13 protein-coding genes are annotated in these 21113 nt (G+C 38.8%); 10 read left to right on the top strand and 3 right to left on the bottom strand.

The genetic code is table 11. The features are described 5' to 3' along the window. Nucleotide 1: 1 nt before the first annotated feature. The 8 genes from JET18_RS19730 to JET18_RS19695 all read left to right on the top strand — a co-directional run bounded on the left by JET18_RS19730 (nucleotide 2) and on the right by JET18_RS19695 (nucleotide 8468). A complete protein-coding gene (locus JET18_RS19730) occupies nucleotides 2-559 on the top strand; it encodes a K(+)-transporting ATPase subunit C (RefSeq protein WP_202094029.1) in 558 nt (185 codons plus the stop codon). Nucleotides 560-796: 237 nt separating this feature from the next. Further along, nucleotides 797-1882, top strand: a complete 1086-nt coding sequence (locus tag JET18_RS19725) for a porin (protein ID WP_202094028.1) — start codon at nucleotides 797-799, stop codon at nucleotides 1880-1882. 702 nt (nucleotides 1883-2584) lie between these two features. Then, complete coding sequence (locus tag JET18_RS19720) at nucleotides 2585-3694, top strand: sensor protein KdpD (RefSeq protein ID WP_202094027.1); 1110 nt, start codon at nucleotides 2585-2587, stop codon at nucleotides 3692-3694. Nucleotides 3695-3699: 5 nt separating this feature from the next. After that, the gene (locus tag JET18_RS19715; protein WP_202094026.1) at nucleotides 3700-5412 is read left to right on the top strand and encodes a HAMP domain-containing sensor histidine kinase; all 1713 of its coding nucleotides are present in this window, start codon (nucleotides 3700-3702) and stop codon (nucleotides 5410-5412) included. A 273-nt stretch (nucleotides 5413-5685) separates the two neighbouring features. Next, nucleotides 5686-5880 (top strand): hypothetical protein, encoded by a 195-nt coding sequence (locus JET18_RS19710; RefSeq protein ID WP_202094023.1) that lies wholly within the window; start codon nucleotides 5686-5688, stop codon nucleotides 5878-5880. Continuing rightward, nucleotides 5877-6389, top strand: a complete 513-nt coding sequence (locus JET18_RS19705) for a hypothetical protein (protein ID WP_202094022.1) — start codon at nucleotides 5877-5879, stop codon at nucleotides 6387-6389. The genes JET18_RS19710 and JET18_RS19705 overlap by 4 nt, the downstream gene beginning before the upstream one ends. Nucleotides 6390-6559: 170 nt before the next feature. After that, nucleotides 6560-7999: a hypothetical protein gene (locus JET18_RS19700; RefSeq protein WP_202094020.1), complete on the top strand. Its 1440-nt coding sequence runs from the start codon at nucleotides 6560-6562 to the stop codon at nucleotides 7997-7999. Between the two features lie 7 nt (nucleotides 8000-8006). After that, the gene (locus JET18_RS19695) at nucleotides 8007-8468 is read left to right on the top strand and encodes a hypothetical protein (RefSeq protein ID WP_202094018.1); all 462 of its coding nucleotides are present in this window, start codon (nucleotides 8007-8009) and stop codon (nucleotides 8466-8468) included. A 78-nt stretch (nucleotides 8469-8546) separates the two neighbouring features. On the opposite strand, the gene JET18_RS19690 is transcribed toward JET18_RS19695, so the two are convergent. From JET18_RS19690 to ligA, 3 genes are all read right to left on the bottom strand, one after another. Next, nucleotides 8547-11015 carry a DUF7619 domain-containing protein gene (locus JET18_RS19690; RefSeq protein WP_202094016.1) on the bottom strand — a complete coding sequence of 823 codons (2469 nt, stop codon included), beginning with the start codon at nucleotides 11013-11015 and terminating at the stop codon, nucleotides 8547-8549. Nucleotides 11016-11932: 917 nt separating this feature from the next. Next, nucleotides 11933-14518 carry a DUF7619 domain-containing protein gene (locus JET18_RS19685; RefSeq protein WP_202094007.1) on the bottom strand — a complete coding sequence of 862 codons (2586 nt, stop codon included), beginning with the start codon at nucleotides 14516-14518 and terminating at the stop codon, nucleotides 11933-11935. 104 nt (nucleotides 14519-14622) lie between these two features. Continuing rightward, nucleotides 14623-16629: an NAD-dependent DNA ligase LigA gene (gene ligA, locus JET18_RS19680; RefSeq protein ID WP_202094004.1), complete on the bottom strand. Its 2007-nt coding sequence runs from the start codon at nucleotides 16627-16629 to the stop codon at nucleotides 14623-14625. A gap of 327 nt (nucleotides 16630-16956) precedes the next feature. Between ligA and JET18_RS19675 the strand changes: the two genes are divergently transcribed. Further along, nucleotides 16957-20043, top strand: coding sequence for a TonB-dependent receptor (locus JET18_RS19675; RefSeq protein WP_202094003.1), 3087 nt, complete (start codon nucleotides 16957-16959; stop codon nucleotides 20041-20043). A 61-nt stretch (nucleotides 20044-20104) separates the two neighbouring features. Beyond that, nucleotides 20105-20851 (top strand): glycerophosphodiester phosphodiesterase family protein, encoded by a 747-nt coding sequence (locus tag JET18_RS19670; protein ID WP_202094002.1) that lies wholly within the window; start codon nucleotides 20105-20107, stop codon nucleotides 20849-20851. Nucleotides 20852-21113 lie beyond the last annotated feature (262 nt).

Here is a 21113-nt window from a genome sequence, read left to right as displayed (position 1 = left end):
AATGAAAAATCATATTGTTACAGCATTCAGACTGACTATTGTAATGCTGGCTGTCATAGGAATTTATCTGCTTATCGTGTATGGAGGTTCCAAAGTATTGCCTACGAAAGGAAATGCAGAGATCATCACTCAAAACGGACAAAAATTCTATGCGAATATCGGTCAGGAGTTTAAGTCTGATAAGTATTTTCACGGTCGTCCGTCATCCGTTAATTATAACGCTGCAGGGAGCGGCGGGAGCAATAAAGGTCCAAGTAATCAGGAATACCTTGAAACTGTACAGAAAAGAATTGACACTTTAAAAATGAGTCATCCTCAAATGGGAAATACGAAAGTTCCAGTTGAGCTTGTTACGGCAAGCGGAAGCGGTCTGGATCCTGATATTTCCGAAGAAGGGGCTTTGTATCAGGTCAAAAAAATTGCCCAGGTAAGAAATCTTTCTGAAGAAAAGGTAAAAGATTTAGTGAAAAACCAGACAGAGAAACCGTTTTTAGGACTTTTAGGACCTTCAAAAGTCAATGTACTGAAGCTTAATATCGCTTTGGATCAATTAAAATAATAACCTCTATTTTCTTTTGTCTTGAAACAAAAGAAAGAAAAATTCAAGACCTGGAAATTCCGGCTAAAAATAAATGATATTCTCTAAAAATTCTAAACTCGTGCGGAAAGATTATTTCTCATTTGATTCATACTTCGTCCCGCACTCAAACACAAGAATTTTTTTAACGTTCACATCAATTATTTTTTTAACGCCTCCATTTCCAAAGTCAGGACAAGATACAACTTTAGAACTTTTATGAAAAAATATATTATTCTAGGAATTATGCTGGGAATTTTTTTCCCGAAAGCACAATCATCAGACTCATTGAAAACAGAGAATAAAGTCACTTTTTCTGCCTATGCAGAAATGTTCTACACCTATGATCTGAATGAGCCCGCGAATCATCTCCGCCAGAATTTTTTATACTCCTACAACAGGCATAATGAAGTGAATCTCAATTTAGGATTGATCAAAGCCAATTATCAGAGTGAAAACCTCCGTGCCAATGTTGCTTTAATGGCCGGAACCTATGCTCAGGACAATATGGCTGCGGAACAGGATGCATTGCGTTACGTCAATGAAGCGAATGTGGGAATCAGAATTTCAAAGACCAAAAACCTGTGGATTGATGCAGGAATTATGCCTTCCCATATCGGCTGGGAAAGCGCCATAGGAAAGGACAATATAAACCTTACGAGAAGTTTTGCCGCAGAAAATTCACCCTATTTCGAGACCGGAGCCAAGATTTCCTATACTTCAGATAACGGAAAATGGTTTCTGAGTGGATTGGTCCTGAACGGCTGGCAGCGCATCGCAAAACCTGAAGGCAATCAAACCATTTCATTCGGACATCAGGTGACCTACAAACCGAATGATAAGATTACCCTGAACAGCAGCTCATTCATCGGAAATGATAAGGCAAAAGATGAAAAAAGAATGCGCTACTTTCATGACCTGTTTGGAAGTTTTCAGCTGACAGATCAATTCTCTGCCGTACTTGGTTTCGACATCGGAGCAGAACAGAAAGAGAAAGGAAGCAGCAACTACAATATCTGGTATACCCCAAATGTCTTAATGAAATACCAACTGGACAGCAAATGGGCTCTGGCAGGAAGATTTGAATACTACAACGATAAAAACGGAGTCATCATCAGCACGAAAACACCCAATGGATTCCAGACCTTCGGATATTCTTTAAATGTAGATTATGCGATCCTGAAAAATGTGGTTTTCCGTACAGAAGCAAGAGGATTTACGTCTAAAGATGCCATTTTTGTGAAGAATGATGAGATGAAGCAGGGGAATTTCTTTGTAACGACGAGTCTGGCTGCATGGTTTTAGAAAGTGAAAAGTGAATAATGAAGAGTGATTAATTAACCACAAAAGTCACAAAAGTTTTTAACACTTAAGTTATTTTGAAGTTTAAATACATTGTGAATAAGAAGATCATATAAGTTTAAAAAAATCAAAGATTTTTATAGTGAATCATATGCGTAAACATGTATTGAAATAATATTGGATAAACGCAAGGGCGCAAGGTTTTTTATTTAACACGTTTTTAAGGCGCAAGAAAATCAAAGATTTTCAACCATTTTTTGAGATTGCTTCGTCGCTATGACGGCGGGATACAATTTTATCGGAGATAAAATCCTTGCGCCTTAAAGCATTCGGATTTAAAAAAAACTTGCGTCTTTGCGATGTCCAACAAAGTGTCTAAACATCTGTGAAAATCTGTGTCATCTGTGGTGAATAAAAAACAACCACAAAAGTCACAAAAGTTTTTAACACTTAAGTTATTTTGAAGTTTAAATACATTGTGAATAAGAAGATCACATAAGTTTTTAAAAAATCAAAGATTTTTATTCTGATGATTATCAAAATCTGTGTAATCCGTGTGATCTGCGGGAGATAAAATACATCAACAAGATCGTTCAGCGAAACATTTTTATTCAGAATAATCGTAACTTACTTATACATTCTAAAGTGTTGGAAAATAAACCTTTTGTGCCTTTTGTATTAAAAAAAATAAAGCAAAAAAAATCAATGTCATCAGCAAAACATTTTTTAGAATTGATTCAGAAATCCAGGAAAGGAAAATTCAAGATCTATATCGGGATGAGTGCGGGCGTCGGAAAAACATTCCGGATGCTTCAGGAAGCGCAGTCTCTTCTGCGGAACGGCATTGATGTGAAAATCGGCTATGTAGAAACCCATGACCGTGCAGAAACCGTAGCCCTTACCGACGGAATTCCTGAAATACCGAGAAGATCGGTGTTCTATAAAGGTAAAAACCTGGAAGAAATGGACCTCCAGACTATTATCAATGAACATCCGGAGGTTGTTCTCGTGGATGAACTGGCCCATACTAATGTGGAGGGTTCAAAAAATAAAAAGAGGTGGCAGGATGTGCTGGAAATCCTTGACAACGGCATTAATGTCATTAGTGCGATGAACATCCAGCATATAGAAAGCCTCAATGAAGAAGTAAAAAAAATCACCGGAATAGAAGTGGCTGAACGCGTTCCGGATAAAATCCTTGCACTGGCTGATGAGGTAGTGAATATAGACCTTACCGCCGATGAACTGCTGACCCGTCTGAAAGAAGGTAAAATCTACAAAAAAGAAAAAATCCAGACGGCACTTACCAATTTTTTCCAAAGCGGGCATATCCTTCAGCTCCGCGAACTGGCTTTAAAAGAAGTGGCTGCCCACGTTGAAAGAAAGGTCGAAACGGAGATTAAAACGGAAAATTTTAAACCTATCAAATTCCTGGCCTGTATCAGCAGCAATGAAAAGATCGCGAAAAATATCATCAGGAAAACGGCCCGTCTGGCAAGTTATTACAACAGTCCCTGGACTGTTCTTTATGTACAGAAGCCATCTGAAAATCCGGAAAAAATTGCCCTCGACAAACAGCGGTATTTGATTAATAATTTTAATTTAGCACAGGAATTGGGCGCAAAAGTGGTGCGGGTGAAAGAAAGCAGTGTCCACAATGGAATTCTGGACTATGTGATTGCCCACAATATCACCACAGTATGCATCGGAAAGCCCCATGCAAAGCTCTGGCAACGTCTTTCCGGCTACAGCTGGATCTATACGCTGATGAACAGGCTGAATGAAAGGCAGATAGATATTATTATTTTATCTTAGAAGTAATGAAACTTAAAACAAAACTCACCTTAGGCGTAGGACTCCTGTTTTTACTGATTGTTTTGATGTCGGTCATCGGATCCGTCTATATCAATAAACTGAAATCTGATACGGAGAAAATCCTTACTGCCAATTACAACAGTCTGGAATTTTCCAAAAATATGCTGCTGGCACTGGACAGAATAAGTACAGACAGCGCTGTTGCCATCACGGATTTTCAGAAATACAACAGGATGCAGGAGAAAAATCTTACCGAATTTGGCGAAAAGGAAGCGACCCAAAACCTCAATCAGCATTTCAAAAACTATCTTCAGCATCCCGCTCCGGAAAAAGAGAAACTGATCCGTGAAGATCTTGCCAAAATCATGTCCCTGAATATGAAAGGTATTGAAAGAAAAAGTGATATCGCTATCATTACTGCCGAAAATGCCACCTTCTGGATCGTCAGTCTCGGAACCGTGTGTTTCCTGATTGCTTTTATCCTGCTTTTCAATCTTCCGCAGACGATTGCTGAACCTATCAATCAGCTTACCTTCAGTATCAGGCAGATTGCGGCGAAAAATTATAACGAAAGGGTTCATTTCAAAGGCAGTGAAGAATTCAACAGCCTTGCAGATTCTTTTAATACCATGGCGGAAAAACTGCAGGAATACGAAAGCAGCAGCCTTTCCAGACAGCTGATGGAGAAAAAGCGTATTGAAACGCTGGTCAACAATATGCATGATGCCGTGATCGGATTGGATGAAAACCATTTTATCTACATGATCAATGATGAGGCTCTGAAGATCACGAATCTCCGTAAAGAGGAAATTATCGGAAAAACAGCTCATGAGGTGGCTGTGAATAATGATCTGATGCGTGAGCTGCTTAAAAATATTGACCATCCGGTTAAAGAACCTATTAAGATCGTGCGCGATCATAAGGAAAACTATTTTGAACAGGATATTATTCCCATCAATATTGTAAAAACGGGTGAAAAGGAAACCAAATATATTGGAAAAGTGATTCTTCTCCGGAATATTACGCCTTTCAAAGAGCTTGATTTTGCTAAAACCAATTTTATTGCAACCATTTCCCATGAGCTGAAAACCCCGATATCTGCCATAAAAATGGGTGTACAGCTGCTTGGAAATCAAAAATTCGGGGAATTGAATGACCAGCAGAAAGAACTCCTGAAAAGCATTAATGATGACGGACAGAGATTACTGAATATCACCGGAGAACTGCTGAATCTTTCACAAGTAGAAACCGGAAATATCCGTCTGACCATTGAGAAATGTTCACCACAGGAAATGGTACAGACAGCTGTAAAAAATGTTGAGAAACTGGCGGAACAGAAAAATATCTCCATCAGCACGGAATATCTGTCAGGTGATGATTTTGTGAATGCAGATTTTGATAAAACAGTCTGGGTAATGAATAATTTCCTGACCAATGCTGTAAAACACTCCTTCCAGGATGAAAATATTAAGATCAGGGTAGAGAAAGCAGATGCTATGATCCAGTTCAGCATTACCGACACCGGAAGCGGAATTGATGAAAAGTACCACCGCCAGATCTTCGACCGCTATTTTCAGGTGCCGGGAGAGCAGCAGAATGGGACCGGCCTCGGGCTGGCCATCTCTAAAAACTTTATAGAAAAACAGAGCGGTGAAATAGGCGTGCAGAGTTCTCCCAACCAGGGAAGTACTTTTTATTTCAGGCTGCCTGTGGTGTAAAAAAGTTTTAAATAATCTAATTGCAGATTTAAAAATAAGCTGGGCGGAAGCTGAAATGTAAGAATGAAGCTACTGTGAATCCTTGTCAAGGTTTTAAACCTTGACAAGGATTTCTAGGTAAAGGCAAAGCTAGGAAATAAAATTGTCTTGCAACTCTGCGTTCAATAAACTTTTATTTTCCTGCTTCAAGCTTCCTGATGTCATCACAAACGAAACAGCTATTCATGATTTGGTTAGGCTATTTTTTTTAAATTTGAATTAAAATCACACGAGATGAATATACCAGACCCGAAAACTGATTTTAAATTGAACGAAAACGAATTTAATCTGAATGAATCTCAAGAAGATAGGATAGTAGAAGCTAGAGAAGAATACAAAAATTCAGCGTATCTTACAGAGGATAAAGCCAATCAGGATATGGAGGAAATTTTAAAAAATGGAGATTTGATATATCTGAGCCTCCAATGAAAGAACTCCATTTCTATTCGAGTAAAATGACAAGCGTTATCTTGTTTGTAATCTCTGCGGTATTTGTTTATCTGTTTTTTTCTTTGGATCAGGATCGGTATTCTGTGTTTATGGTAGTTATGCATAATTTGGGTTTTGCTCTATTCTCATTGGGTCTTATCTATTCCATTGTTTTATTGTTTCGAAGAAAGCCCCTGCTTACTATTACTGATCATCAGATTATTATTTACCATATGTTTGCGAAGCCGGTTTCAGTTGGTTTTGGTGATATTGTATCATTTTATGTATCGGACACAAGACACCGTGGAATTAAAACAACTGAACATATTTTTATCGTTTTAAAGTCTGCTTATCAAAATAGAAAAGGAGGGAAGTCTTCACCCTTCAACCAGCAATCTATACAGGTTGATATTTTAAATGTCAAAGCAAAAGTTTTACTGGAACTTTTGAATTCGAGGCTTGAAACTTTTAATGATGTAAAGAAATTTGGTTCAGGTGAAATCGTTTAAATTTGAATTAAAATTACACAACATGAATATATCAGGTCCAAAAACTGATTTGATTGACAGGATCTTACGCCTGACCAGATCAAACTTTTCCAGGAAGCTTTAAAGAATAGAATGCCTTCTGTTCGACATTAACAAAATTCTTTTACATTTACAGAATAGCAAACCATTCCATGAAAAGACCTATCAGCCTGTTATTACTCCTGTTCTTTTTCTATTCCTATTCTCAGGTTTCAAAGAGAACGGCTGCCATCATTAAACCTCTTGAAAAAACAAGATTGTTTTATTCAAATGATGACAAAGAAATAAAAAAGGTGGAAGAATTACTGTTTAATGACGCGCGTTTGGCAGAACTTGTCTACTTGGCAGAGAAAGGCAAAAACGTTCATATAAAAGCAGTAGCTATTGATGTTTTGGCCCATAAAAAAGAGGGTGAAAAAATGCTGGATGTGTTTAAGAAAAACCTTCATTCAAAGGAGAAATTACATTATAGAGGAGGTTGTACTGTAAGTGAACATCTTTTATCTGCGTATGTTTTTGAAGGTGTCTCTGCCGGGGATAATTTTTCAGAAAAAGGAAAAGAGAATCTCCACCGCGAGATGGTATCAATTGCTCTGAATGCCCAACCTATTAATGCGGAGCTTCTTGAAGCCCTGATCTATGATTTACCGACGGATAATGATCTCTATGGTAAAATCAGAAAACTGGTAATAGATACAAAATCACCCATACTGCTTGTGAATCTTGCAAAATATAAAAATCCGAATGATATTGATCTGATCAAAAGCTTCGGAAAACAGGCGTATCCAGCCATTGAAGAATTTCCGGATCCTGCGTTTCTGCCGATGATGAAGGAACATATTACTGACTCTTCTCATTTTGCTTTTATGTTTGCATTATCTAAATTCTGCGGTGAAGAGGCTAAAGAAATCGTAATCAAAGCTATTGAATACAATAAGAAAACCAATAAGGGAAAGGATTGTGGCGGCGATTGTCTGGCCTTCCTCTATCAGCAGATTTCCATGAGAAAATGTACGCTGTATGATGCTGCACTGGCTGATCTCTGGGTAACGGATAAGATCATTTCTTTTGATATTCTGGATGCCTATGAAAAAACACACACAAAAAAAGAAACCGCAAAATTTCTCCTGGATGGATTTTTGAAACCCGGACAAGCTGAAATTATTGCGGTGAATGCGTACGATATGGATCATGTGGAGGATTATGTATCCGGTGAAATGACTTTTGATGATAATCTAAGGCTTGCTGCACTGCTGGAAAAAACAAAAAAGATTTCCAGGGAAACGTATGAAAAGGGAGTAAGAAATTCTCTTCAGTATCTGGATGATCTTGATTTGAACCGTTTCATCTCAAAACTGAAAGATAATGATGCTGTACTTCAGCATAAGGATGTTCTTCTGGACAGGGTTAGAAATAATGAAAATGCTTATGGTGCCCTCACGATCATGGATGGTCTGAAAATGCTCAAAGATGAAAAGCTTTTCAGTGAAGGGGCCGTTATTATTGTCAGCAGAAAAGCAGAATTTGAGAAATTTCCGGTATGGAAAGAGAGATACAGAAATTTTATCAAAGAAAATAATATTAAAGGATAACCGGATTATGAATGCTCTGAAAATCATTTTTATCAACCTGTTTTTCATGCTGTTTCACGCTCAGGTTTCGGGACAGGCTTTCAAACTGGAAGAGCTTGCCGGATTCAACAGGCTTGATATGGCTGCTTTTAAAACAGAAATTAAAAAACATCAGTATAAATACTATGACAAAACAGAAAGTCCTGCATTTGTCCTGTATGAATACGAAAGCCCGGATTATACCTACAAGATCGGCAAATTTGAATATACGGAAGAAAAGTCTGAGGACCGGATAGAATTCAGTTTTAAAGACAAAAAAGATCATGATATTTATTTAAAGGCAGTTCTCGGAGCAGGGTATAAACAGACCGAAAAAGGGAAGATCATCACCGGGGAAACGTATGTTGATTATTTCAGAAACAAATCACAGATCAGAATCGTAATGCCTGCAACAGAACAGGATAACTACACGATTCTTGTTTTCAAATAGATACTTTGCTGCATCCTTTTAAATAAAAACAGAGCTGTAAAAAATTACAGCCCTGCAGATATAGATCAGGTTATTAGTTTATTTTTTGATGAACTTCTGAATCATTGTTTTGTCTTTTGTAAACAGTTTAATGATATAGTTTCCTTTGGCCAGCTCAGCTACATTCACCGAGCTTCCTTTTACCCCTGTAGTATTCAGGATTCTTCCGGAAGCATCATAAATTTCAGCTTTAATGATCTCCTCACCGGATCTGATGTAAAGAATATCCTGTACCGGATTCGGATAAATGCTTACATTTTCCCTGCCTGGTTTGGTCTCAGAAACAGCCAGTACATTTCTCACCGTGGTCGTGTAGGTATTGGTGATAATCGGAGCATTATAATCAAAATAAATACCTGCCGTATTGCTGAATGCATCACCCAGAGTCAGCGTAGATTTTGTTTTGATCTTGAAACTGATATATCCGTCGTTGTGATCGTCATCAAACGGAAGCTGTATATTTTCGAAAATAAATTCGGCCTTGTTCGTTCCGGTCATTCTCGTTACAAAACTGTGGCTTGCGTTTAAAGGAGTCAAAGTAGAAATATCAAACTTTGAAGTATCAATTTCGTCCTTCACCACAATGTTTCTGGCATTGGCTGTCCCTTTGTTTTCAAACCGGATCAGATAATGCACATAGTCTCCCACCTGGGTTTGTGCAATCATCGTTCCTTCAAGACAGGTTTTATCATTCGGATCCAGAGAGTTTACCACCGTTTGGTTCAGGGTAAAGGTATTGTCTGCCGGAGTATCATCCGGAGCTCCGTTGATCTGAGCCGTGTAATGAAGCACGTCACCATCGTTAACAGGTGGAGTGTCAGTAGGCGTATTCAGTTCAAATTTAACCTTTACTTCCCTGGTTTCAAAAGGAGCCAATCCTGTGAAATTCCAGGTAAGGCTTCCTGTAGATTGCAAATCCGGTGTTACCGTAGAGCTTACAAAATCCATAATATTATCATTGTAACTGAATCCAACAGTTCCGGACTGCATCGTTGTCCCTTTGTTTTTGTAAACGATTTTATAATCTGAATTAAATCCAGGTACCGCAGAATCCAATGGAATAATGACAATTTCAAGATCCGGATGGGAACCATTGGCCGTGATACAGAAATTCTGAGTTAATGGACTGGTCATCATCGGGAAATTAGCCGTAAAAGATGCCGGCGATATGCTGAAGTAGGCCGGGTTTTCAAGAACCGGAGTGATGGTGTGTGACCCTGTCTGCACCGGAATAGAGTAGTCTCCGGATTGGTTGCTTACAATGCTTCCCGTAGTTCCGCCTCCTGCAATATTGAATTTTTGTAATGCTTTATTTGGATCTGTTGCGTCACAGCCGCTGCCATTGAGATCATATTTTGTATTTCCTTTGATGGTGTAGAATGTTCCGCCCGGAGTAAATGAACAGTAAGAGTTCACCGTTACATTATTATAGCCGTACGTAGCATTTTGGTTCATGATATTATTGAGTTCCAGATCATCACAGCAGATATAGCTTAAATTGGGATTGTTCTGATACATACCCGAGGTCATTCTGCCGTTTTTTATAAATATGCTCTGTAAATTGTTGTTGGGAGCACTGAACGTGTTCAGAATGGTGTTGTGGCTGATATCCAGAGATGTAAGCTGGTTATTATTAAGGAAAAGCGTCTGCAGTAAAGGCACCATTGAAAGATCAATACTTGTGAACTGATTGTTGAAGACTCTCAGATAATTTAAAACAGGGCTTTGGCTTAAATTTAAAGAAGACAGATTATTATAGCTGGCTTCCAGGTATTTTAATTTAGGCGTATTCTGAAGATTGATTGAAGTAAGCTGGTTGGAAGGGCAGTTCAGGGTTTCAAGCTTTGTCAGATTACTCACATCAAGGCTTGTTAATAGATTTCCTGAAATATTAAAGCTATAGAGATCCACCAGTGGGCTTACATCAATGCTGGCAATGTCATTATTGCTGCAAAGCAGATATTTCATCGTTGTACTTCCTGCATAATTAATTGTTTGCAGTTTCCCTCCGTTGCATGTCAGGATATTCATTTTTGGAAGATTCGAGATATCCAGATTCACAATTGCGGAATTGGAGACATTGATGTTTTCAAGAACAGGGCAGCCTGTAAAGTTCGCGGAAGTCATATTGATGTTCCCCGTAAAGCTTACCAGCTTTATTTTTTGCATCCCGCTGACATCTACAGAAAGAAGGTTCGGAGAGTCGGATACCTCCAGATATTCCAGATTCGTGAAAGATTTTACCCCCACAATAGAGGAAATCTGAAACGGACTGCCATTTGAGCTGTAGATGTTGATATTCCTGATATTGGCAGCCTCGGAAACCTGTATTTCACCATCGTTATTGAGATCCATGGAGATCCAGTTGCCTGCAAGATCCTGTGTGATCTCGTTGGTAGCCGTTCCGGAAAGGAGGTTGGTCTTAAACTGAAGATCCGGAATGTTAACAATCTGTGCAACGACAGATAAGTGCGCCAGAAAGAGCACAAATAAGTAGAGTTTTTTCATAGTTAAGTGATATTTGTTTTGATAAATATATAAAAAATTGTATTACGAAAAATAATTACTTTTTGTTTTTTATTATTTTATATAATATTGAATTGTTTGATTTTTATTTAATTAATTTATTTAAATATTGATTTTGAGTGAATTTTATTTTATGTTGAATTTATGCGGAATCTTGGATTATAATAAAAAGAATAGCCGTTTTTTTACATCAAATTTAAATTTTGGCTAAAGCCATTCTCATAATTATTAAAGGTTGAAGGGGCTAAAGCCCCTTCCTATTGAATATCTCAGCCGCATTCATAAAAATCTGCGTAATCTGATCAATCTGCGAGGAAAATATCCACAAACATCTGCGAAAATCTGTGCAATCCGTGGTGAAAAAAAACAACCACAAAAGTCACAAAAGCTTTAAACACTTAATTTATTTTGAAGTTAGAAGCTTGATGAAAAGAAGTTCACATAAGTTTAGAAAAAATCAAAGATTTTTATACCGCATAATATCCATAAACATCCGTGAAAATCTGTGCAATCCGTGGTGAAAAAAACAACCACAAAAGTCACAAAAGCTTTAAACAGATAAGTTATTTTGAAGTTAGAAGCTTGATGAAAAGAAGTTCACATAAGTTTAGAAAAAATCAAAGATTTTTATCCAGAATAATATCCACAAATATCTGCGAAAATCCGTGCTATCCGTGGTGAAAAATATCAACCACAAAAGTCACAAAAGCTTTAAACAGATAAGTTATTTTGAAGTTAGAAGCTTGATGAAAAGAAGTTCACATAAGTTTAGAAAAAATCAAAGATTTTATCCAGAATGATATCCATAAACATTTGTGGAAATCTGCGGCATCTGTGGGAAACAAAAAAGACCATCTCAAAAATGAGACAGTCTTTCCATTATTCGGAACCTAAAAAAATTAAGCTTTAATAAATTTAAGCGTCACTGTTTTGTTTTTTGTAGAAACCCTGATGATATAGTTTCCTTTATTCAGGCCGGAAACATCTACAGCATTGTCCTTTACACCCGTTGTATTCAGGATTCTTCCCGATGCATCATAAATATCAGCCTTAATCACTTCATCCTTCGATTGGATATACAGCATATCTTTTACCGGATTAGGATAAATGCCGAAATCATTTTTTGTATTGACCACCTCAGATGCGGCCAATACATTTTGTACCGTTGTCGTGTACGTATTTGTGATGATAGGGTGGTTGTAATCAAAATAGATATTGGCTTTATTGCTGAAGCTGTCACCAAGCACTAAAGTGGATTTTGTTTTGATCTTGAATGAAACATACCCGTCATTATTCGCATCATCGAATGGCAGCTGAATATTTTCAAATATAAATTCTACACTGTTTCCGTTCGTTCTTGTGACAAAATTATGGCTTCCGTTCAGGGCAACCAGGCTTGATACGTCATATTTGGAAGCATCAATATCATCCTTTACCACAATATTTTGCGCGTTGGCAGTTCCTGTATTTTCAAATCTGATCAAGTAATGAACGTAATCTCCCACTTTTGTCTGGGAAATTGAAGTTCCTTCCAGGCAGGTTTTGTCATTCGGATCAAAAGAATTAACCACCGTTTGATTCAGTGTAAATGTATTGTCAAGAGGCGTATCATCCGCTGCACCATTGATTTGTGCATTATAATGAAGAACCGTTCCGCTGTCCAGTGGCGGGTTTTGCGTTGGCGTATTTAATTGTACCGTTACCGTGATTTCTCTTGTCTCAAAAGGAAGAAGATTGCTGAAATTCCAGTTCAGGGCTCCCGGCAATTGTGAATTCGGGGAAAGTGTTGAAGACAGATAATTCATTACATTATCATTGTAATTAAAAGTAAGATTTCCTGACTGTACAGATGTTCCCTTGTTTTTATAAATGATTTTATATTGGGCCTCAAAACCCGGACGAGCGATCGTAACCGGCAGAATAACGGTTTCAAGATCATTATGATTTCCGTTCGCAGTAAGACAGAAATTCTGAGTAAAAGGCGCCGGTTGAGTAGGGAAATTAACCGTTGCTGAAGTTGGTGAAACCGTAAAATATGACGGATTTTCCAAAACAGGTGTGATTACATTGGTGCTTGCCGGAAGATACATCTGATGAGAACCGCTGCCGTTGGCAATGGTGCTGGATATTCCTGATCCATACGTTAAGATATTGAACTTCTGGAAAGGTTTTGAAGGATCGCCGCTGTCACATCCGTTTCCGTTGCTGTCAAATCTTGTCGCCCCCTGAACCAGATAAGAATTTCCTCCCGGTGTAAAAGTACAGTAAGAATTTACAACCACATTTGGCTGATTGTATTGGGTGAGAAGAGCATTAACGACATAACTTTCTCCCTGATCCACACAGATGTATTTCAGCTGGGGAGTATTGGCAAACGCACAGGCTGATCCGGAACCGTTATAACTTTCTTTTCCGTTTTTCATAATAAGAGTCTTGAGATTCAGATTATTAGAACAGTCAAAAGAAATCATGGCAACATTAGATGAAAAATCAATAGTGGTAAACAGATTACTTTGGATCTGAATTCCGGCCACATAGGGAATCTGGTTGAATGCCAGATTTTGTAACTGATTACTGCCGGCATAAAGATACTGCAGATTCGTATTGTTGTTGAACGTTAATGTTGAAAGTAAATTATTGGTCACTGTAAGCGAAGCAAGCGAATGATTAGAGCTGAAATCCAGGCTGGTCAATTGGTTTTCATGCGCGTAAAAGGTTACTAATCCCGTATATGGAGCAGGATCAAAAGTCTGGAAAAGATTCGTAGAGATAGTTAAATGATTAACCAGAGAAGGGTTGGGAACGCTGAGGCTGCTTAGTTTATTACGGAATAAATCCAATTTTTTTAAAGCTATATCTCCTGCAAAATTTATATCCGTCAGAGATTGATTTTCAGTAATGCTTACTTCCTCAAGCGAAGGGATGTTGCTCAGGTTTAATGAAGTTATCGCTGAAGCATACAGAGAGAATTTTTTAAGGTTTGGTGTTGATGAAATATTTACAGCATTTATATTATTCAGCTTAACTTCCTGAACAGGCGTATTCTGTATGTTGATTATGTTTCCATGAGCTCCCAGACTGGCAAGATTTAAAGCATTACAGTTTTCAATCGTTACGTTGGCAACCTGGCCGCCCATAAATTTGAGGGTCTGAAGATTAGGATAATTGCTGAAAACCAGATGATAGGCTGTTATATCAGGATTGGTTAATGTCAGTTCAGTCAGATTGGGAAATGTATTCAGACCAGATAAGCTTGTCACTGTATCATTAAGGTCAAAAATATTGATTTTATAAACCGCTGCTGCTTCTGATACCTGGATTTCTCCGTCACCATTCGCATCAAGAGTGATATAGCTTCCGCTGGAATTACTGGTTGATCCGTACGTAAGTAATTTTGATTTCAGATAGCTGTCCGGAATATTCAGGACCTGTGCATGAAACACAGAAAGCATAATCATACAAATGACTAAGTAGATTTTTTTCATGAATTAGTTTTATTTAGTTTATTATTCTTTTCTTGGTGAAAAAGAAACAAAAATAAACCATTGAAACGTCATCTCAATGGTTTATTTATTATTTGTTAAAGAAATTATTGTTTCTCTATCAGATCCAGAAATTCCTGTTCATCAAGAATCGTGATCGTACCAATATCCTGGGCTTTTTTCAGCTTGCTTCCCGCTTTTTCACCTACCACCAGGAAGTTGAGGTTTTTGGAAACCGCAGAAATGTTTTTTCCGCCGTGCTTTTCCACCATTTCCTCAGCCTGCTCTCTTGTGAATAAAGATAATTTTCCGGTAAAAAGGAAAGCTTTTCCGTCCAGAACATTAGACAGTACTTCATTCGTGCTTTCTCCCTTTTCAAGCTGAACACCGTATGATTTCAACCGCTCGATCATCAGAATGTTCTCCGGATTGTTGAAAAACTCCACAATGCTTACAGCGATCTTCGCCCCGATGTCTTCCACCTGGCAAAGCTCTTCCACGGTAGCACTTTTAAGCTCATCAATTGTAGCAAAATTTTTCACCAGCTTTTTTGCAACCGTTTCTCCCACATGCTTGATCCCGATTCCGTACAGAACCTTTTCAAACGGAATTTCCTTTGATTTTTCAATCCCCGAAATAATATTCTGTGCAGATTTTTCAGCCATTCTTTCCAGCGGAAGAATCTGTTCCTTCGTTAAAGCGTAAAAGTCTGCAGGATTTTCAATTAACCTTTCTCTATAAAGCTGCTCTATCGTTTCACTTCCGAGATTATCAATATTCAGAGCCTTTCTGGAAACATAATGAATCATTCTCCCCACCACCTGCGGCGGGCAGTGAAGTTCGTTCGGGCAGAAATGAATCGCCTGATCTTCTACTTTCACCAGCTCTGTTCCGCATTCAGGGCAGTGCTTGATGTATTCTATCTCTTTGCTTTCGGAGGTTCTTTTTTCAGTATTTACCCCTACGATTTTCGGGATAATCTCACCGCCTTTTTCCACATACACAAAATCATGCTCATGAAGATCCAGTTTTTTGATGATATCTTCGTTGTGAAGCGAGGCTCTTTTTACAATGGTTCCGGCCAGCAGTACAGGTTTCAGATTGGCAACCGGAGTGATGGCGCCCGTTCTTCCTACCTGGTAAGACACGCTCTGAAGTTCAGTTTCCACCTTTTCAGCCTTGAATTTATACGCCATGGCCCATCTCGGTGATTTTGCCGTATACCCAAGCTGCCTTTGCTGCTGCAGGGAATTTACTTTCAAAACAATTCCGTCAATTTCAAAAGGAAGATTGTGGCGTTCCGTATCCCAGAAATTAATGAATTCCTTCACTTCGTCCATTGTTTTACACAGTTTGGCCTGCTGTGAAGTCTTAAAGCCCCAGCTTTGGGCATTCTGAAGCAGCTCCCAGTGGCTGTTTGCCGGAATATCCTCAGAAATAAACTGGTACAGCACAGATGAAAGTCCGCGTTTCCTCACTTCTCCGCTGTCCTGCATTTTTAAACTTCCGCTGGCGGTATTCCTCGGATTCATAAAAGGGTCCAAACCTTCTTCCTCACGCAGCTTATTGATCTTGTCGAAATTCTTTCTCGTTAAATAAATTTCACCTCTCATGAAAAAATGAGGTGGGAAATTACCTTTCAGCGTCAGCGGAATATCTGAAATCGTACGCACATTTGGTGTGATTTCATCGCCCTGAAAGCCATCGCCGCGGGTGACAGCCTGAACCAGTTTTCCGTTTTCATAAAGGATAGAAATAGAAGCACCGTCGTATTTCAGCTCTGCTACAAATTCCACCGGATCATTGATGGTTTTGATGATTCTTTTCTCCCAGTCCTCCAGATCATCAAAATCATAGGAGTTATCCAGAGAATACATTCTGAATTTATGCTGAATTGTAGGAAAAACCTTTGTAATTCCGCCGCCTACACGCATGGTAGGAGAGTTTTCATCGTAAAATTCAGGGTGTTTTGCTTCCAGATCCTGAAGCTCTTCCAGAAGCATATCAAACTCATAATCAGAGATGGTAGCTGCGTCCAGAAGGTAATAATTTTCGTTATGCTGGTGAAGCTCTTTCCGGAGCTGTTCTATTCTTTGCTGTATGTTTTCAGACATTCCTTTCTATCTTTTAAGCAAAAATAGCTAAACTAATCTCATTAAAAAATACCGGAATAAAATATTCTGAAAACATTAAAAAAGCGTAACATTATTTAAGGTGTTGAATAATAGCAGATTAAAACACTTGTTTAAATTAATTTAACATCATGTTATGATTTAATTGAAAAATTGTTAAAACTCCCGTAAACACGCAGCTCGGAAAGTCAAAATACCTTTGCACATCTGATTTGAAGAAATCTGGATGATTGTACAGTTTCTCGTAAAGTGAAAATTATTCAGGTTCCTGACGGCCATAAAAATTAATAAAAAAGATTTTCGGAAGAGATGAGAAAAGTAAAGATTGTACTAGGATTATTGTTTTTGGGATTTGGAACACTGGCTTATGCGCAGACTACGCAGGCTTCTATTGTGGGAAAAGTAACCGGACTGGGCAGTACAGCTCAGGAAAAAGTGAAAGTAACGATCGTGAACGAGTCTACAGGGTTCAGGACGGAGACGGAGACCAACTCAAAGGGAGAATATATTTTTAAGGAAATTCCTCTGGGAGGTCCGTACACCATTATCGTGAACGAGGAGAAAAAAGAAGGCTACAACGTGAACTTCGGAGACCAGGTTACGGTGAATATGAGCCTGGGCGGCGAGCAGAACCAGATAGAAGAAGTAGTGGTTACCGGAAATCTTAAAAACAAGATCGGAAACCTTGGGGCAGCTACCGCTATTTCAGCGAAGAACATCAGCATGCTCCCGGTAAACGGAAGAAATTTCAACAATCTTGCAGAACTGTCCCCGTTAAGCGGAAAAAATGGAAACCTTTCCGGACAGCTGGGATCTTCCACGAATTTTACCATCGATGGAATGACGGCAAAAAACCCAACGTCAGCGGGATCTACAACCAGCCGAAGCGGTGCGCCATTCTCTATTTCCATTGAAGCGGTACGTGAATTTAAAATAACCACCAACCAGTATGATGTAACGCTGGGTAGAAGCGGTGGAGGAACAGTAAGCGCCGTTACCAAATCCGGTACGAATAAATTTTCCGGAAGTGCCTGGGAATACTTAAGAACCAACTGGCTGTCCAGTCCATACGACATCAGGGGAAATAAAAGGGAGAACGATTTCTCTACTTCCCAGTTCGGATTTTCATTGGGAGGACCAATTATTAAGAATAAATTACACTTCTTTGTGGCATGGGATCACCAGCTGGATTCAAGACCTTTACAGATTGCAGATATCAAATCTGCAGATGACGAGAAAAGATTCAATACCACAACGCAGACGCTCAACCAGTTTCTGGATATTGCAAGATCTAAATACGGGGTAGCCAATACGCCGCAGTTCGGAAGTTTTGACAGGGTGAGAAATTCGGATGCAGGATTCCTTCGTTTAGACTGGCAGATCAACGAAAAAAACTTATTGACCTTAAGAAACAATTTCACGTATGACCTGAATAAAAACGGGTTGGGGGATAATACCGCCATCAACTTTTTTGAGTCTTACGGAAGTGATAAAAACCTTGACAACAGCTTACTCTTAACGTTAAGAACAAATTTAAAACCTAATCTGACGAACGAATTAAAGGCACAGTATTTATATACATTCCAGGACAGTTATCAGAACAGTGAGTTAGGAAAAACGGTTCCGAGAGCAGTGGTTGAAGGAGTTGTTTCCAGTGTTGGAGCAACCAATATCCAGATCGGAGGACATCGTTTCGGGCAGGAAGGTTTCCGGAATAATGTATTCCAGATTGTAGATAATTTATATTACAACACAGATAAAATTAAATATACTTTTGGGGTAGATCTGATGTATACGAGATCAAAATCTATCTACGGAAGTGAAGTGAACGGAAGATTCCAGTTTCAGGGAATGACGAATTTTGCCAATCTTACACCATACAGATTCTACAGAGAAGTTCCTTTGATGGATGATCCGTCTGTAAAATCCAGCATCTGGAATGCCGGAGTGTATGGGCAGATTCAGACCAAAATAGCGACAGGCCTTGACTTTATGGCCGGATTGAGATTCGATTACGGAGGCTATCCGAAAGCTGAATTCAATCAAAAGCTTTTTGACGAAATGGGCATCAGAACGGATAACACAATCAAATCTTTTGTGGTTCAGCCTAGATTTCAGTTTGACTGGAATATCAATGAAGAAAATAAAGATTTCCTGAAATTTGGTGCGGGACTCTTCTCTTCCGATATCAACAACTACATGGTGATCAATAATCTTGTTTTCGACGGAAAACATCTGGCAACAGTGGATGTGAATCCTGGTACTGTAGGTCTTACTCCTGATTTTCCAGGATATAGAGAAAATTACGGAGCGGTTCCTTCATTGTCACAATATCAGATTCCGACCATCAATTATACTGGAAAAGATGCAAAAGTTCCAATCGTTTACAAAGCAAATATCTCTTATACCCACTTCTTTAATGAAAGATTCAGGGCAGGAATTGCAGGATATATGGCATTGGGAAGAAACAATTACTTCTACTATGACAGAAACATGATGGCCAATCCGTTCTTCACTTTAGCCAATGAAGGAGGAAGAGGAGTGTATGTTCCGGGTTCTACCATCATCAATAATGATAATAAAAGTGTGAGCATCGACTGGAAAGAAGGAAGAATCAATAAAAAATTCGGAAGAGTACTTGAACTGGTAAGTGACGGTAAAGTGAACCAGTATTCATTTGTAGTAGATACCAGCTACCGGTACTGGAAAGATGGAGAGATCACGGCAAGTTATACATGGTCTGATATCAAAGACAATACTTCATACAACGGAAACGTAGCAAATACGGCCACCCTTTCCACTCCGGTTCAGAGCGATCCGAGAGATTTAAGGATGACTTATTCTGACAACCAGTTCAGAAACAAGATCGTGGTTTACGGTAACTCGCCTACCATTGCAGGATTTACGCTTGGAGTACGTTATTCAGGGATCGGAGGAACGCGTTTCTCGGTGACTGCGGGAGGAAATATCAACGGTGATTTCGTGGATTCCAACGACCTTGCTTATATTTTCCCGGAAATCATTACCCAGCCGCTTCTGAATGATCCGGAAGTAGGACAGGCCCTGAAAGATTATGTTGAGAAATACAATAATGCCATTGCGGAACGTAACGGGGGTAAAAACGGGTTCTTCGGCGTATGGGATGTGCGTGTTGCCAAAAAGATCAAGTTTGAAAAAATCGGTGCTTTTGAAATTTCTGTAGATATTTTCAATGTAGCCAACCTTCTTAACAAGGAATGGGGCGTGAATAAATCTTACGGTAATATGTCGTTGTACAGAGTAACCAAATTCAACCACGAGACCAAACAGTTTGAATACGTTAAAAATACCAGCGGTCTGGCACCACTTTCCGGAAATCCTTACCAGATCCAGATCGGGGCGAAATACAGCTTTTAATATTTTAACGTTACCTTTATCAGACGTTTTTAAGTTTTTAATTTAATTATCGAATTGTATTATGAAAAAAATTATCTTAGGGTTAGCAGTTTTAAGCACAGTTGTAATGAAGGCACAAACCCAGATTATTGCGCACAGAGGCTATTTCCAGGCCCAGCCGCCCACAACGGAAAATTCTGTGGCATCTTTAGAAAATGCCCAGAAATTAAAAATATACGGATCCGAATTTGATGTGAGAATGACCAAAGACGGCGTTCTTGTCATCAATCATGATGAGCATCACGGCGAAATGGAGATCTCCGAAACTTCTTTCAAGGAACTGGAGAAGCTGAAACTTTCTAACGGTGAAAAATTTCCCACCTTAAAGGATTATCTGAAGCAGGGTAAAAAAGATCCTTCTTTAAAGCTGATTGTCGAAATTAAGCCCGCTAAAACTCCCGAAATCGAAAACGAGATCACTCAGAAAACCCTTAAAATGATTAAGGATATGAAGCTGGAAGGGCAGAGCGAGTATATTTCTTTCAGCCTGAACATCTGCAAGCAGATCAAAAAGCTGGAACCGAAATTCAAAGTACAGTATCTGAACGGTGAGCTTTCTCCTGAGCAGATCAAAAATGAAGGTCTGGACGGAATGGATTATCATTACAGCGTTTTCCAGAAAAATCCTACATGGATCTCTGAAGCTAAAGCACTGGGACTGATCACAAATTCCTGGACAGTGAATGATGCAGCAGTGTATCAGGAACTGAAAAATCAGGGGATCGGTTTTATTACCACCAATATTCCGGATCAGTTGAAAAATAAATAACAGAGGTATCCTAAGAAATTAGGCTGAATACTAAAATCTAAAGCCTGTCTCTATTCTGAGGCAGGCTTTTTTTATGCCTTAAATAATAAAATAAGATTTTAAAGCCGAAATAGTGAATTATTCACTGCCGGAAATTAGGAATCCAACCATAGCTTCCTTCCTCCCTTCCTCTATCTTCCATTCTGTAAATCAATATTTTACATTTTATCAAAAAAAGACAATAAAGTTAGAGGAATGATGATATAAAACGGCATTAATAATC

It is taken from the genome of Chryseobacterium endalhagicum, from assembly GCF_016745235.1.
GTDB classification, from domain to species: Bacteria; Bacteroidota; Bacteroidia; order Flavobacteriales; family Weeksellaceae; genus Chryseobacterium; species Chryseobacterium endalhagicum.
The sequence above is the reverse complement of the archived record's forward strand: the minus strand, read 5'-3'. Positions and strand labels throughout refer to the sequence as shown.